This window comes from Nonomuraea sp. NPDC050790 (genome assembly GCF_044456745.1).
Taxonomy (GTDB): domain Bacteria; phylum Actinomycetota; class Actinomycetes; order Streptosporangiales; family Streptosporangiaceae; genus Nonomuraea.
Map to the genome: position 1 here is coordinate 234198 of NZ_JBITGF010000001.1, position 14763 is coordinate 248960.

At 72.2% G+C, this 14763-nt stretch carries 11 protein-coding genes and 1 pseudogene; 6 read left to right on the top strand and 6 right to left on the bottom strand.

Going from position 1 to position 14763, the window contains the following annotated elements; genetic code table 11:
• Positions 1-122 precede the first annotated feature (122 nt).
• The 5 genes and pseudogenes from ureB to ACIBEJ_RS01200 all read right to left on the bottom strand — a co-directional run.
• A pseudogene (ureB, locus tag ACIBEJ_RS01180) lies at positions 123-425 on the bottom strand (urease subunit beta); the annotation flags it as partial.
• Positions 415-993 carry a hypothetical protein gene (locus ACIBEJ_RS01185; RefSeq protein WP_397180538.1) on the bottom strand — a complete coding sequence of 193 codons (579 nt, stop codon included), beginning with the start codon at positions 991-993 and terminating at the stop codon, positions 415-417. The pseudogene ureB and the gene ACIBEJ_RS01185, both read right to left, overlap by 11 nt.
• Positions 994-1394: 401 nt before the next feature.
• Positions 1395-1703 carry an urease subunit gamma gene (locus tag ACIBEJ_RS01190; RefSeq protein ID WP_397180539.1) on the bottom strand — a complete coding sequence of 103 codons (309 nt, stop codon included), beginning with the start codon at positions 1701-1703 and terminating at the stop codon, positions 1395-1397.
• Between the two features lie 21 nt (positions 1704-1724).
• Positions 1725-2624 (bottom strand): urea transporter, encoded by a 900-nt coding sequence (locus ACIBEJ_RS01195; RefSeq protein ID WP_397180540.1) that lies wholly within the window; start codon positions 2622-2624, stop codon positions 1725-1727.
• 409 nt (positions 2625-3033) lie between these two features.
• Positions 3034-4113 carry a DUF5925 domain-containing protein gene (locus tag ACIBEJ_RS01200; RefSeq protein ID WP_397180541.1) on the bottom strand — a complete coding sequence of 360 codons (1080 nt, stop codon included), beginning with the start codon at positions 4111-4113 and terminating at the stop codon, positions 3034-3036.
• 79 nt (positions 4114-4192) lie between these two features.
• Between ACIBEJ_RS01200 and ACIBEJ_RS01205 the strand changes: the two genes are divergently transcribed.
• Positions 4193-5374: an amidohydrolase gene (locus ACIBEJ_RS01205; protein WP_397180542.1), complete on the top strand. Its 1182-nt coding sequence runs from the start codon at positions 4193-4195 to the stop codon at positions 5372-5374.
• On the opposite strand, the gene ACIBEJ_RS01210 is transcribed toward ACIBEJ_RS01205, so the two are convergent.
• The gene (locus ACIBEJ_RS01210) at positions 5375-6931 is read right to left on the bottom strand and encodes a protein kinase (RefSeq protein WP_397180543.1); all 1557 of its coding nucleotides are present in this window, start codon (positions 6929-6931) and stop codon (positions 5375-5377) included. It abuts the gene before it with no gap.
• A 90-nt stretch (positions 6932-7021) separates the two neighbouring features.
• Between ACIBEJ_RS01210 and ACIBEJ_RS01215 the strand changes: the two genes are divergently transcribed.
• The 5 genes from ACIBEJ_RS01215 (at position 7022) to scpA (ending at position 14593) form a co-directional block, all read left to right on the top strand.
• The gene (locus tag ACIBEJ_RS01215; RefSeq protein ID WP_397180544.1) at positions 7022-8887 is read left to right on the top strand and encodes a potassium transporter TrkA; all 1866 of its coding nucleotides are present in this window, start codon (positions 7022-7024) and stop codon (positions 8885-8887) included.
• Between the two features lie 17 nt (positions 8888-8904).
• A complete protein-coding gene (gene mtnA / locus ACIBEJ_RS01220; RefSeq protein WP_397180545.1) occupies positions 8905-9834 on the top strand; it encodes an S-methyl-5-thioribose-1-phosphate isomerase in 930 nt (309 codons plus the stop codon).
• A gap of 95 nt (positions 9835-9929) precedes the next feature.
• Complete coding sequence (locus ACIBEJ_RS01225; RefSeq protein ID WP_397180546.1) at positions 9930-10700, top strand: N-acetylmuramoyl-L-alanine amidase; 771 nt, start codon at positions 9930-9932, stop codon at positions 10698-10700.
• Between the two features lie 48 nt (positions 10701-10748).
• Positions 10749-12431: a methylmalonyl-CoA mutase family protein gene (locus tag ACIBEJ_RS01230; protein ID WP_397180547.1), complete on the top strand. Its 1683-nt coding sequence runs from the start codon at positions 10749-10751 to the stop codon at positions 12429-12431.
• Positions 12428-14593 (top strand): methylmalonyl-CoA mutase, encoded by a 2166-nt coding sequence (gene scpA, locus ACIBEJ_RS01235; RefSeq protein WP_397180548.1) that lies wholly within the window; start codon positions 12428-12430, stop codon positions 14591-14593. Before ACIBEJ_RS01230 ends, scpA begins: the two co-directional genes overlap by 4 nt.
• The last annotated feature ends 170 nt before the right edge of the window (positions 14594-14763 follow it).

Consider the following 14763-nt stretch of genomic DNA (forward strand, 5'->3'; position numbering starts at 1 on the left):
TCGGCTGGTTGCTTGGCTGCCTGCTTGGCGGGTTTTCTGGTTGAGGGGGCGGGTTCCGGCTCGTCGAGGTAGCCGCGGCGGTGCATGCGTTCCAGTGCCTCGCGGTGGGCGTCGCGGCTGCGGATGCCGCCGTTGAGCAGGCCGCCGAACCCCACGATGCGCCGGCCCCCGCCGTACTCGACGAGGGTGACCCGCTTGGTGTCCCCGGCCTCGAAGCGGACCGCGGTGCCGGCCGGGATGTCCAGGCGGAAGCCGAACGCCTGCCCGCGGTCGAAGCTCAGGGCCCGGTTCACCTCGAAGAAATGGAAGTGCGAGCCGATCTGGACGGCGCGGTCGCCGGTGTTGCGGACGGTGAGCGTCACCCGTGGCTGGCCGGCGTTCAGCTCGATGTCGCCCTCGCCGTAGAGGTATGAGTCATCCGACATGCGTGTGGGTCTCCTTCTGGCGCCGGTCGTGGGTGTGGCGGTGCGGCGCCGGCATGGACAGTCCGTCGTCGCGGTGCGCGCTCCAGCGGTGCTCGGCCTCCGTGGCGCGCCGGTGGATGAGCGTGGTGAGCGAGGCCCGGCCCAGGAGAGGCCCTGCCGTACGCGTGCCCGGCCGGGCGGGCACGGGCACGAACGAGGCGGGCACCAGCAGGACCTCCTCGGCGCCCAGCAGGCGGCAACGCTCGACACCCTCGTCCACACCGGGATCGCCACCGCTGAGCGCGACCTCGACCCAGCGGACCGGGGTGTACTGCCGGACGAGCCGGGCGATCCTGAACAACTCGGCGTCGGCCTCGGGCCCCATCGCGGGCGCCACCAGCAGGACGGCGGACGCCGCCGGAGCGGCCAGCCGCGCACTGGTGATCGCGGCCCTGATCCAGCCCACCAGGTGGCCGGTGTTCGCCAGCGGCGCCGCCAGGAGCAGCTCACCCGCCGCCCGGCCACGCCCCGCCCACCTCAGGGTCTGCGCGGCGGCGACCGGAAGTCCGGGATCGCGTCCCAGGGTCATCGGCACGACCACGGTCGGACGCCGCGAGATCGCGCCCTGCAGTTCGCGCCCCGCAGCCCGAAAATCCGGCGCCTCCGCCCCCAGCAAGGCCCCCAGACACCGACCACCCTCACTCTCCGCGCCCACCACAAGCAAGATCTCGTGACTCGGCCTGCCGAGGCCCTCGTGCCCGCCCGCGGGTGGGATCTCGTGGTGCGGCCTTCCGCGGCTTCCGGACCCGGCTGCGGGCGGGACGTCGTGGCTCGACCAGTCGTTCTGGCCCTCCGCCCCCGCCGCGGGAGGGATGTAGGGGCTTGGCCGGCCGTGGCTTTGAGGGGCGGCTGCGGGCAAAAGATCGTCGCCCGGCCCGCTGGGTTGGCTCTCGGTGTCGGCTGGAGGCGGGGGCTCGTGGTGTGGGACCGTCATTTGGCGCCTACCGGGTCGTGGCAGGACACCAGCTTGGTGCCGTCGTCGAACACCGCCTCGACCTGCAGCAGCGAGAGCATCCCGCGCACCCCGGGCAGCACGTCGTCAGGCCCGACGACCTTCTTGCCGAGTTCCATGCACTCCGCCACCGACCGGCCGTCCCGGGCCGCCTCGACCACCGCGGAGCTGATCAGCGCGACCGTCTCCGGATAGTTCAGCTTCAGCCCGCGATCCTTGCGCTGCCGCGCGAGCTGGGCCGCCGTGAACAGCAGCAGCTTCTCCATCTCCCTGGGGGTGAGGTTCATGAGCGTTCCTTTCTGCGCACGTCACGTGCGCGCGATCCTGGAGAACATGGGCACCGCCGCCAGGAACGTCCACGTCACCAGCACGAACGGCCAGGTCAGGGTGTGGCCGCCGACCACGGCGAACAGCTCGCCGATCCCGGCGGTGAAGCCGGCCGCGGTCACGGCGCCGGTCAGCGCGTAGACGGCGCTCGCGGGCGTGGCCACCACGAACGTGCCGAACAACGCGACCCCGGTCAGCACGGAGTTGTAGCCGTAGAGCCCGGCGCCCAGATCGGCGGCCTGGGCGCCCAGCAGCCAGCCGGTGAGCAGGCCGACCACGCTGGACGCGAGCGCCACCAGGCCCACCCGCCATCCGGCGAGCACCAGGCCGGCGAGGAAGATGAGGCCGGCGTACCACTGGTTCTGGAGGAAGATCTGGCCGATCCCGTTGAACGTCCCCTGCCAGAGGTGGGTCCAGCTCATGCCGAGGCCGGGTGCGGCGGTGGATGGCGGCGCCGTACCGGCGTGTTCGGCCCAGACGCGGCCGAACGCGGTCCCGCCGACCACCACGACCGTCGTGACCACGCAGAAGGGCGCGGTCAGACCGGACAGCCGGTACGGCTTCAGCAGCACGTCGAGCGCCGAGGTGAGCACGCTTCCCACGACCGCGCCGAAGATCACCAGCAGCGCGGTCATCCACCGCGTGTCCAGGTAGAGGACCAGGCCGACCCCGATCAGCGTGCCGCTGAACCCCTCCAGGCCGGGCACGACCCGTTCGCTCCGCGCGGCGCCGAGCAGATAGGCGGTGAGCGTGGCGGTGACCGCGCCCAGCAGGCCGAACACTCCGAACTGCCAGCCGCCCGCGAACAGCGCGGCCAGGAACACCAGCCCGACCCAGGGATTCGGCTGGAAGACGACCTGGGCGATGCCCCGCAGGATCACCCGGGGTGCCTGAGTGGTCGCCGATGACATGGATCCAGCCGTTCCGCCGCTACCGGATGTTGGCGCCGTCCCCTCGTGCCGACGGGGCGCGACATCTGGCATCTATCCGTGACGGAAGGCAGGAAAGACCAAGGGCGGTCATCGAGTGGACAAAGTCCTCATGATCGCCCTCACCCCGGCTCCCGCCCCCGCAGGGGAGGCGGCGCAGGAGGCCCGCGCGGGTGACGGCGAGGACGCCCGCTCGGGTGACGGCGAGGGCGCCCGAGAGGGGAGACGGCGAGGGGCGCCCGCGCCGCGGGCCCCGCGGCGGAGATGGTGAGGGCGACCGCGAAAGGCGGCCGCGAGGGGAGACAGGGACGGGAGACCGCGAGGGGCGGCCACGAAGACGGGGAGGGGACGGCCGTGAGGGTCAGAGGTAGAGGCCGGTGGGTTCGGCGGCGGTCGCCGGGGCCAGGGCGGTGCCGTTGCGCTTGGCGTACAGTTCGGCCAGCGTGGCGCCCTCCGGGCCGATGCCGTCCTGGACGCCCAGCCACGACGTGGCCTCCGCGTGTGACAGCGCGCCCACCTCGATCTGGGCAAGGCAGCGGCCGGGCCGTACCACGGCGGGGTGCAGGCGGGCCAGGTCCTCGTTCGTGGTGATCGCGACCAGCACGTCACGCCCCTGCCCCAGCAGGCCGTCGGTCAGGTTGAGCAGGCGCGACAGGCCCTGCCCCGTCATTTCCTTCGCCCCCGAGCGGATCAGCTCGTCGCAGTCCTCCAGCACCAGCAGGCGCCAGCGGGAACCGCCCTCGTCGTCCTCCTGGTCGTAGCCGACGGCCACCTCCATGAGGTATCCGGGCTCGGCGAACAGGTGCTCGGGGTCGAGGACGCAGTCGACCTGGCACCATTCGCGCCACTGGCCGGCGAGCGTGCGCAGGAGCGTGGTCTTGCCGGTTCCGGGCGGGCCGTGCAGCAGGATCAGGCGGCCCGTCACCTCGGCGGGGGTGACGCTCATGAGCGCGTCGATGGAGGTACGGGCGGCGCCGGAGTAGTTGGCCGAGATGTCCGTCCAGGACTGCGTGGTGATGGGCTTCTCCGAGCGGTGCCCGCCGTGCGGCCCGCGCCACCAGAAGCCCATGCGGGTGTGGTCGTCGGTGGGCTCCGGCTCCTCCGCGCCCTCGGTGCACTCCCGCAGCACCGAGCGGGCCAGGTCCTCGCTGACGGCGGTCACGGCGACGGTGGCGGTGCGGTTGCGATGGCGTACGACGCGCAGCGTCCAGCCTTCACCGGTGACCAGACGTGACTCGGTGCCCTCCTCGACCTTCGCGGTGCGCACGACCTTGCCGGTGGCGGGCTGCAGCGCGGCGTCGGGGCGTACGCGCTCCAGGTCGGCCTGCCGCGACCACGGCTGGGTGCCGGTGGCGAACGGGGACAGGGCGAGCGCGTCGATGACGTCGATGGCCGAATCGGCGTCGTCGAGCCAGAGGTTCATGGGCAGGCCGGATGACATGAGCACAATGATCCAGGTCAGCGCCAACCGGTGTCGAAGGATTTTGCGGGAAATAGCGGTATACCACTATCTTCGTGGGATGACCGACCTGCTGTTGCGCGATGCCCGGATCTGGGGTTCCGACGCGCTCACCGACCTGCTCATCCGCGACGGCGCCGTCGCCGCCGTCGGCACGGACCTGGCCGCGGACGGCGTGCCCGTGGAGGGACTCGGCGGCAAGCTGCTGCTGCCCGGCTTCGTGGACGCGCACGCGCACGTCGACAAGACCATGTGGGGCGGCCCCTGGGTACCGCACGACGCCGGGCCAGGTCTCCAGGGCAAGATCCGCAACGGCGTCGCGGCCCGGCCCGCGCTCGGCCTGCCCAGCGCCGACTACATCACCGCGCTGCTGCGCCAGATGGTCGTCTCCGGCACCACCCACGCCCGCTCGCACGTGGACGTCGACACCGCCATGGGTCTGGCCGCGGTCGAGGCGGTGAAGGAGGCCGTGGAACGCCTGGAGGGCCGCATCACCGTGGACCTGGTCGCGTTCCCGCAGGCCGGCCTGCTCACCGCGCCCGGTACCGCCGACCTCATGGACCAGGCGCTCGCCGCGGGCGTCGGCCTCGTCGGCGGCATCGACCCCGCCGGGCTCGAGAACGCCCCCGTGGAGCACCTCGACGTGGTCTTCGGCCTGGCCGGCAAGTACGGCGCCGGAGTCGACATCCACCTGCACGACGGCGGTCCGCTGGGCGTGTGGCAGTACGACCTGATCATCGAGCGCGCCCTCGCGCTCGGCATGCATGGCAGGGTCACCATCTCCCACGGCTACGCGCTGGGCGAGGTCCCCGCCGACGTCCAGGCCCGCGTGATCGCCCGGCTGGCCGAGGCGGGCGTCTCGCTCGCCACCGTCGCCCCCGCCAGCGCCCCGCCGCTGCCCCTCGCCGCCCTGCGCGCGGCCGGCGTCCCGGTCGGCGCGGGCAATGACGGGGTACGCGACCTGTGGAGCCCCTACGGCAACGGGGACATGCTGGAGCGGGCCCTGTTCCTGGCCCAGCGCAGCCGGTTCGTCCGCGACGAGGAGATCGAGATCGCTCTGGAGGCCGCCACCCTGGGCGGCGCCCGCGTCACCGGCAGACGCGCGGGGTTCGCGGTGGGCGACCCGGGCGACTTCGTGGCGGTGGAGGCGCGCACCCCGGCCGAGGCGGTCTGCGTGCGTCCCGTCAGGTCGCTGGTGGTCAAGGCGGGCCGGGTCGTCGCCCGCGAGGGGCGCCTGGTCTGATCAGCCTCGGCGCAGGTCGCCCGTCTGGGTGACGATGTCGTTGCCCGGCACGTCGCGCCACTTGTAGGACAGGACGTCGCCGTCGAGGGTCAGCCAGATCGTGCCGGGGATGCAGCCGCCCGCGGAGGCGCCCAGCGCGAAGACCAGCGTCTTGCCCTCGACCTTGGTGAGCTGGATCGTCGCCGAGCAGTCGGACTGCGCGTCCTTCTCGGTCCAGGCGGCCGAGACGGCGCCCGCCTTGAGCGTGACCGAGTTGGTGGCGCCGTCGGTGTCCAGGAAGTTGGTCGACGTGGTGTGACCGGTCCAGGAGCCCGCGAAAGAGCCGGGAATCTTGACATTTCCGGACTTGGCCGGGGTGGGCGGGTCGCTCGCGGGCTTCTCGGACGGGTCGTCGGACGGCTCCGTGGACGGCTCAGGCGTAGGCGTGGCCGACGGCGGGACGCTCGCGGCCGAGGTCTGGGACGGCGGCGCGGTGCGCCCCAGGACGCCGTCGGGTCCCTGGTTCAGCAGAACGGCGGCGCCGCCCGCGACCAGGGCCACGACGGCGGCGATCCCGCCCAGGAGCAGGCCGCGCCTGCGGTTGCGGGGCGAGCTGTGGGTGGTGAGCGCCGGTGACTGCGGTCCCGTCGCGTACGGCCCGGAGGTCGGGCCCGTGTACGACATTCCGGAAATATCCGCCCCAACACCCCCCGGCCCGAAGCCTCTGTGACCCGACACCGGCTGCCCGGCGCCGCCTGCCTGGTGTGGCGTTGGGGTGGGGAAGGCGGCGTTGGGGTCCACCAGGGCGACCATCAGGTCCCTGGCCCGTGGCCGCACCGCCGGGTCCTTGGACAGGGCGGCGGCGATCAGGCCGCGCAGCCGTTCGGGAAGAAGGGACAGGTCGGGCTCGGCGAACAGCACGCGCTGCATCGCCGCCGGCACCGTCTCGGCGCCGAAGGGGCTGGACCCGGTCGCCGCGAACACCATCGTGGCGCCCCACGCGAACACGTCGGACCCCGGCGTCGCAGGGGTGCCGTTGATCTGCTCGGGCGACAGGTAGGCGGGCGTGCCGATCAGCCCGGAGGTCATCGTGGCGGCGTTCTCCGCGCGGGCGATGCCGAAGTCGACCACGCGCGGCCCATCCGGCCCCAGCAGCACGTTGGCGGGCTTGAAGTCCCGGTGCACGATTCCCGCCGCGTGGATGGCGGTCAGGGCGGTGGCCGTACCGACGATGAGGCGTTCCAGGTCGCCGTCGCGCAGCGGGCCGAGCGAGCGCACGCGGTCGGCGAGCGAGGGCCCGTCCACGAACTCGCTCACCACGTACGGCCGCGAGCCCGACACCGACACGTCGAGCACCCGGGCGGTGCAGAAGGAGGCGATGCCCTCCATCGCCTGGAGTTCGCGGGCCAGGCGGGCGCGGGTGACGGGGTCGCCGGTGCTGAGGAGCTTCACGGCGACCTGCTCGCCGGTGCGGGTGCGGGCGAGGTAGACGATCCCCTGGCCGCCCTCGCCGAGTCGGGCGTCGAGGACGTAATCCCCCAAAGTCTCCGGATCGTCGGGGGTCAGGGGGTGCGCCATGGCCGATACGTTACCGGTCGGCATGCGTTTCGGCAGATCCCCCGGTACCTTGTGTCGTTGGTCAAATTTCCCCCTATGTGGAGGTTCGGGGTGTCCAGGGTGACGTTCCGCGAGCGTGCTCGGTACTGGTTCGACAACACCATGTCCAAAGGCACCCCGTCGCTGATCGGCTGGCTCGCGGTGGTCTCGGTCGGGCTCATCCTGGTGGTCACCGGGCTCACGCTCTGGCTGGCCCCCGAGGAGCCCGAAGGCGTCGGCGGACCGGGACACGTGCTGTGGATCGCGCTCATGCACGCCCTGACCCCCAGCAAGGTCGCCAGCGACAAGGGCAGCATCTGGTACATGACGGTGATGTTCGCCGGCTCGCTCGGCGGCATCTTCATCGTCAGCATGCTCGTCGGCCTGCTGTCCAACGGCCTCAAGCAGCGCGTCGACCGGCTGCGCAGGGGCCGCTCGCGCATCGCCGAGTCCGGGCACACCGTGATCCTGGGCTGGTCGGACCAGGTGTTCACGATCGTGGGCGAACTGGCCAAGGCGCACGCCAGCCAGCGCGGCTCGGTCATCGCGGTCCTCGCCGAGCGCGACAAGCTCGCCATGGAGGAGGAGATCCGCGAACGCGCCGGCGACCTCGGCAGGACCCGCATCGTCTGCCGCACCGGCCGCCCCACCGAGCCCCGCGACCTCAGCCTCATGAACCTGGCCGCCGCCCGCTCGGTCGTCGTGCTCTCCCCGGAGGGCGAGGACCCCGACGCGCACGTCATCAAGATCCTCCTCGCGCTCGCCAAGCGCGCCGGCATCCACCCGCCGGTCGTGGCCGCGCTCACCTCCGGCCGCAACATGGCCGCCGCCCGCCTGGCCGGCGGCCCGCTGGTCCACCTGGTCGACTCCGACGACACCGCCTCCCGGCTCATCGTGCAGTCCTCGCGCCAGTCGGGCATGTCGGTCGTCTGCATGGACCTGCTCAACTTCGACGGCGGCGAGATCTACCTGCGCCCCTGCGGCCTGCTGGAGGGCAAGACGTACGGCGAGGCCCTGCACGGCTACCACTCCGCCACCGTCATCGGCCTGCGCACGAGCGCCGGCGTCGTACTGAACCCGCCCATGGACACCGAGATCGGCCCCAAGGACGAGGTCATCGTCGTCGCCCACGACGACTCCTCCATCTGGCCCGCGACCGGCGCGCCGAAGATCGACGAGGCCGCCGTCTCGGTCGCGGAACGTGCCAAGCACGCCCCCGAGCGCACCCTCCTGCTCAACTGGAACGGCCGCGCCGAGCAGATCGTGCGCTACCTCGACGGCTACGTCGCCCCCGGCTCGGTGCTGGAGGTCGCCGCCGACCACCCGAAGGCCGGCGCCAGCCTCGACGGCCTGCGCAACCTCACCGTGAACGTCAAGGACTGCGACACCACCGACCGCTTCGCCCTCGAAGCGCTCGGCCTCGGACTGTTCCAGCACGTCATCGTGCTGTCCGACGACCGCTTCAACCCCAACCACGCCGACACCCGCACGCTCATGACGCTGCTCCAACTGCGCGACATGCAGACCAAGCTGGGCGAGCACTACTCGATCGTCAGCGAGATGCACGACGAGAGCAACCGCTCGCTGGCCGAGGTCACCGAGGCCGACGACATCGTCATCAGCGACACCGTCATCGGCCTGCTGCTGGCCCAGCTCGCCGAGAACCAGCACCTGTCCGACGTCTTCGGCTACCTCTTCGACTCGCGCGGCTCGGAGATCTACCCGCGCCCCGCCTCCGCCTACGTCAGGACCGGGGTCGAGGTCGGCTTCTCCACCGTGGTCGAGGCGGCCCGCCGCCGCGGCGAGACCGCGATCGGCTACCGGACGGCGTACGCGCGCAACAAGCCCCCGCACTACGGCATCGTCCTCAACCCGGACCGCTCCAAGCGGGTCTCCTTCGGCCCGCACGACTCGGTCATCGTGCTGGCCGAACGCTGAGGCACCACAATGGCCCTGTGAGGACCATTGACTGGGTGGACGGCGCCATCGAGCTCGTCGACCAGACGAAGCTCCCCGACGAGCTCGTCATGCTGCGCATCACCGACGTCGACACCCTGGTCGAGGCCATCAGGAGGCTGTCGGTGCGCGGCGCGCCCGCGCTCGGCGTGGCCGGCGCCCTCGGCGTGGTCCTGGCCGGCGGCGACGCCGAGCTGATCGCCAGGCTGCGCGCCGCCCGCCCCACCGCCGTCAACCTGGCCTGGGCCGTCGACCAGATCGCCGCGCTCCCGCCGGAGAAGGCGCTGGAGGCGGCGCTGCGCATCAGGGACGACGACATCGCCGCCTGCCGCGCCATGGGCGAGCGCGGCGCCGGCCTGCTCGACGGCGAACGGCTGCGCGTCATGACCGTCTGCAACACCGGCGGCCTGGCCGCGGTCGAGCGGGGCACCGCGCTGGGCGTCGTCCAGACGCTGCACGAGCAGGGCAGGCTCGGCGAGGTCCTGGCACTGGAGACACGGCCCCTGCTGCAGGGCGCCCGCCTCACCACCTGGGAGCTGGCCCGGATGGGCGCGCCGCACCGGCTGGTGACCGACTCGGCCGGGCCGTACCTGCTGGCCAGGGGCGGCATCGACGCGGTCCTCATCGGCGCCGACCGCATCGCCGCCAACGGCGACGTCGCCAACAAGATCGGCTCGTACGCGCTCGCGCTCGGCGCCGAGCGGGCCGGAGTCCCCTTCATCGTCGTGGCCCCCGAGTCCACCATCGACGAGGGCACCCCGTCGGGCGAGCAGATCGCCATCGAGGACCGCGGCGCCGAGGAGGTCACGGCCATCCGAGGTGTACGGCTGGCGCCCGAGGGCACGGAGGCCGTGAACCCGGCGTTCGACGTGACACCGCACGACCTCGTCACGGCGATCGTGACGGAGAGGCGCGTGATCCGGCCCTGATCGACCCCAGACGAATAAGAGCAACTCCCGGACCGGCCCGCGTCTCCCGCGTTACGCTCAGTTGTCACCTCAACGTGATCCCCCGGGAGCAGACCGTGGCCATCGACCTCATTCTTCGACGCGCATGGAATGCTCGGCCGCCGCGTGGCGACTACACCCAGCTCGACTCCACCCGCGGCGTGAAGGTCCACTACACCGGAGGCCGGGTCGACCCCGGTCTCACGCGTGACCACGCCAAATGCGTCGCCCTCGTCCAGTCCATCCAGAACCACCACATGGACGGAAACGGCTGGATCGACATCGGATACACATATGCCGTTTGTCCGCATCGGAAGGTTTTCGAGGGCCGCGGGCCGCATCATCTGCCCGCGGCCAACGGGGCCGGGCTTAACGCCGGCCACTACGCGGTGCTAGGACTCGTCGGCAACGCCGGGCTCGTGCAGCCGCCCGACGCCATGCTCCACGGCATCATCGACGCCGTCGAGCACCTGCGGGCCAAGGGCGCGGCGGGGCGGGAGATCAAGGGGCACCGCGACGGCTTCGCCACCGACTGCCCTGGCGACGCGCTCTACGCCTGGGTGCGCAAGGGCGCGCCGCGTCCCGGCGGGCCGACGGACCCCGAGCCGCCGACGGCGCCGCCCTTTCCCGGGCGGCTGCTGAAGTACCCGCCGGTGATGACCGGGCAGGACGTGCGTACCTGGCAGGCGCAGATGAAGAAGCGGGGCTGGGAGATCGACGCCGACGGCGCCTACGGGCCCGCCTCGCGCGACGTGTGCCGCAGGTTCCAGCGCAACCAGGGCATCGCCGACGACGGGATCGTGGGGCAGCTCACGTGGCGGCTGGCGTGGGAGGCGCCGCTTCCGTAGGCGACCCCGGAGCATTGTTCTGGACCGGCTCCGCTTACTATCCGAGACATGGAACTGGCAGCCGGCTATCCCCCCACCACCCGTGACGACTGGCACGCGATGGCGAGCGCCGTGCTGGGCAAGTCCGGCCTCGGCTTCGAGGCGCTGACCAGCCGTACCTACGACGGGCTCACGCTGCAGCCGCTGTACGACGCCGGTGACCTGCCCGGCACGCCCCGGCCGCCGCTCGGCGCGCGTGGCTGGGACGTGCGCCAGCGCCACGACGCCGCCGATCCCGAGGCGGTCCTCGCCGATCTGGAGAACGGCGTCACCTCGTTGTGGCTGGCCGTCGGCCCGGACGCCATCGCGCCGGCCGAGCTGCCGAGGATGCTCAAGGACGTCTACCTGGATCTCGCGCCCGTCGTGCTCGACGCCGGGGTGCTGACCGAGGAGGCCGCGGAGGTCCTGCTGGGGCTGGCGGCCGAACGTCAGGGGTCCGTGCTGGGGAATCTGGGGGCCTCGCTCGTCACGGCCCGGCCGGACGTCGTGGCCGCGCTGGCCAGACGGTGCGCGCAGGGGTACCCGGGGCTGCGGGCGGTGGTCGTGGACGCCACGCCGTACCACGACCTCGGGGGGAGCGACGCGCAGGAGCTCGGCTGCTCGCTGGCGCTCGGCGTCGCCCACCTCAGGGCGCTCACGGGTGCGGGGCTGCGCGTGGCGGAGGCGTTCGGGCAACTGGAGTTCCGGTACGCGGCCGCCGCCGACCAGTTCGCCACGATCGCGAAGCTGCGGGCGGCGCGGGTGACGTGGGCCCGGGTGGCCGAGGTGTGCGGCGGGCCCGCGCGGCAACTACAGCACGCCGTGACCAGCGCGGCCATGATGACCGCGCGCGACCCGTGGGTGAACATGCTGCGCACCACCGTGGCCTGCTTCGCCGCCGGGGTGGGCGGGGCGGACGCGGTGACCGTGCGGCCGTTCGACGCCGCGGTCAGGCGGCCTGACGCGTTCGGCCGGCGCATCGCCCGCAACACCCACGCGCTGCTGATGGAGGAGTCGGGCGTGGGCCGCGTGGCCGACCCCGCGGGCGGCTCCTGGTACGTGGAGCGGCGTACGGCGGAGCTCGCCGAGGCGGCCTGGACCTGGTTCCAGGAGATCGAGGCGGCCGGCGGGCTGCCGGGCGGCGCCGAGGACCTGGTCGCCGGGCGGATCGCCGAGGTACGGCACAGGCGCGAGGCCGACGTCGCCCACCGCCGCCTGCCGATCACCGGCGTGAGCGAGTTCCCGAACCTGGAGGAGAAACCCCTGGCCGACGCCTCGCCCCAGCGGACCGGACGCTACTCCGAGCCCTTCGAGGCCCTGCGCGACCTGGCCGACGCGCAGCCGGAGCGGCCCAAGGTGTTCCTGGCCACGATCGGCCCGGTCGCCGCGCACACCGCGCGGGCCGCGTTCGCCGCCAACCTGTTCCAGGCGGGCGGGCTGGCCACCGAGAGCGCGGGGCCCGGCGTGGACGCCGAGCAGATCGCCACCGCCTTCGCCGTCAGCGGCGCCCGCGTGGCGTGCCTGTGCTCCAGCGACAAGCTCTATCCCGAGCACGCCGAGGACGTCGCCGCGGCGCTGAAACGGGCCGGCGCGAGACGGGTCTGGCTGGCGGGGAAGGGGGAGTACGAGCACGTGGACGGCCGCGTCTTCGCCGGGTGCGACGCACTGGCGGTGCTGCGGACGACCTTCGACGACCTGGAGGTGGCACGATGAGCATCCCCGACTTCACCTCCGTCCCGCTCGCGGGCGGCACGCAGGACGGCCCGGCCGAGGTGGCCGGACAGGCGTGGGAGACGCCCGAGGGCATCGAGGTCAAGCCGCTCTACACGGCTGCCGACCTCGACGGGCTGGACTTCCTGCGGACCTATCCGGGGGCGCCGCCGTACCTGCGGGGGCCCTATCCCACCATGTACGTCAACCAGCCCTGGACGATCCGCCAGTACGCGGGCTTCTCCACGGCCGAGGACTCCAACGCCTTCTACCGGCGCAACCTGGCGGCCGGGCAGAAGGGCCTGTCGGTGGCCTTCGACCTGGCCACGCACCGGGGGTACGACTCCGACCATCCGAGGGTGGCCGGCGACGTCGGGATGGCCGGGGTGGCGATCGACTCGATCTACGACATGCGGCAGTTGTTCGACGGCATCCCGCTGGACCGCATGTCGGTGTCGATGACGATGAACGGCGCGGTGCTGCCGGTCCTGGCGCTGTACATCGTGGCGGCCGAGGAGCAGGGCGTGGCGCCCGAGCAGTTGGCCGGGACCATCCAGAACGACATCCTCAAAGAGTTCATGGTCCGCAATACCTACATTTATCCCCCGACACCCTCCATGCGGATTATTTCGGATATTTTCGCTTATACGAGTGAGAAGATGCCGAAGTTTAATTCCATTAGCATTTCCGGCTATCACATCCAGGAAGCCGGGGCCACCTGCGACCTGGAGCTGGCCTACACGCTGGCCGACGGCGTGGAGTACCTGCGCGCGGGGGTGGGCGCGGGGCTGGACATCGACGTGTTCGCGCCGAGGCTGTCGTTCTTCTGGTGCATCGGCATGAACTTCTTCATGGAGGTCGCCAAGCTGCGGGCGGCGCGGCTGCTGTGGTCGCGCCTCGTCTCCGGATTCGGGGCGAAGAACCCGAAATCGCTGTCGTTGCGCACCCACTCGCAGACGTCCGGCTGGTCGCTGACCGCCCAGGACGTCTACAACAACGTCGTGCGCACCTGCGTGGAGGCCATGGCGGCCACCCAGGGCCACACGCAGTCGCTGCACACCAACGCCCTCGACGAGGCGCTCGCGCTGCCCGGCGACTTCTCCGCGCGCATCGCCCGCAACACCCAGCTCCTGCTCCAGCAGGAGTCCGGCACCACCCGCGTGATCGACCCCTGGGGCGGCTCCTACTACGTCGAACGCCTCACCCACGACCTTGCCGAACGCGCCTGGACCCACATCAGCGAGGTCGAGGACGCCGGGGGCATGGCCAAGGCCATCGACGCCGGGTTGCCCAAGCTGCGCATCGAGGAGGCCGCCGCCCGCGCCCAGGCCCGCATCGACTCGGGCCGCCAGCCGGTGATCGGGGTCAACAAGTACCGGCCAGACGCCGACGAGCCCGTCGACGTCCTCAAGGTCGACAACAGCGCCGTGCGCGCCCAGCAGCTCGACAAGCTGCGCCGCCTGCGCGCCGAGCGCTCCGAGGATCAGGTACGGCAGGCCCTCGACGCCCTCACCCACGCCGCCGAAGCGGCCGGCAAGGGCACCCGCCCCCCCGGCCTCGGCCAGAACCTCCTCGAACTCTGCGTCGACGCCGCCCGCGCCAAGGCCACCGTCGGCGAGATCTCCGACGCGCTGGAGAAGGTGTACGGCAGGCACGCCGAGCAGGTGCGTACCATCTCCGGCGTGTACCGAGACGAGGCCGGACCCGCCGCCAACATCGAGCGCGTGCGCGAGGCGTGCGCCGACTTCGAGCGCGCCGAGGGCCGCCGCCCGCGCATCCTGGTCGCCAAGATGGGCCAGGACGGCCACGACCGGGGCCAGAAGGTGATCGCGACCGCCTTCGCCGACCTGGGCTTCGACGTGGACGTCGGCCCGCTGTTCCAGACGCCCGAGGAGGTGGCCCGCCAGGCCGTCGAGGCCGACGTGCACATCGTCGGGGTCTCGTCGCTGGCCGCCGGGCACCTCACGCTGGTGCCCGCGCTGCGCCAGGCCCTGGCCGACCTGGACGCAGAGGACACCATGATCGTGGTGGGCGGCGTGATCCCGCCCGGCGACTTCGCCGAGCTGAGGGCGGCGGGGGCCAGCGCGATCTTCCCGCCGGGCACGGTCATCGCCGACGCCGCCCTCGGGCTGCTGAAGGAGCTGACCGCGCGGCTGGGCCACTGACCCGCGTTCAGGCGGGCGGGTCGGGGCGCTTCTGTCCGGGCGGACAAGCGAGTCTGTCCGGGCGGCTCCGTCCGGGCGGACAAGCGAGGCGCAAGTGAGGCGCATGCGAGCCGCAGTTGAATCCAGTCGACAGCTCTGACTGGAAGGACGTGTGGTGTCCATGCCGTTGC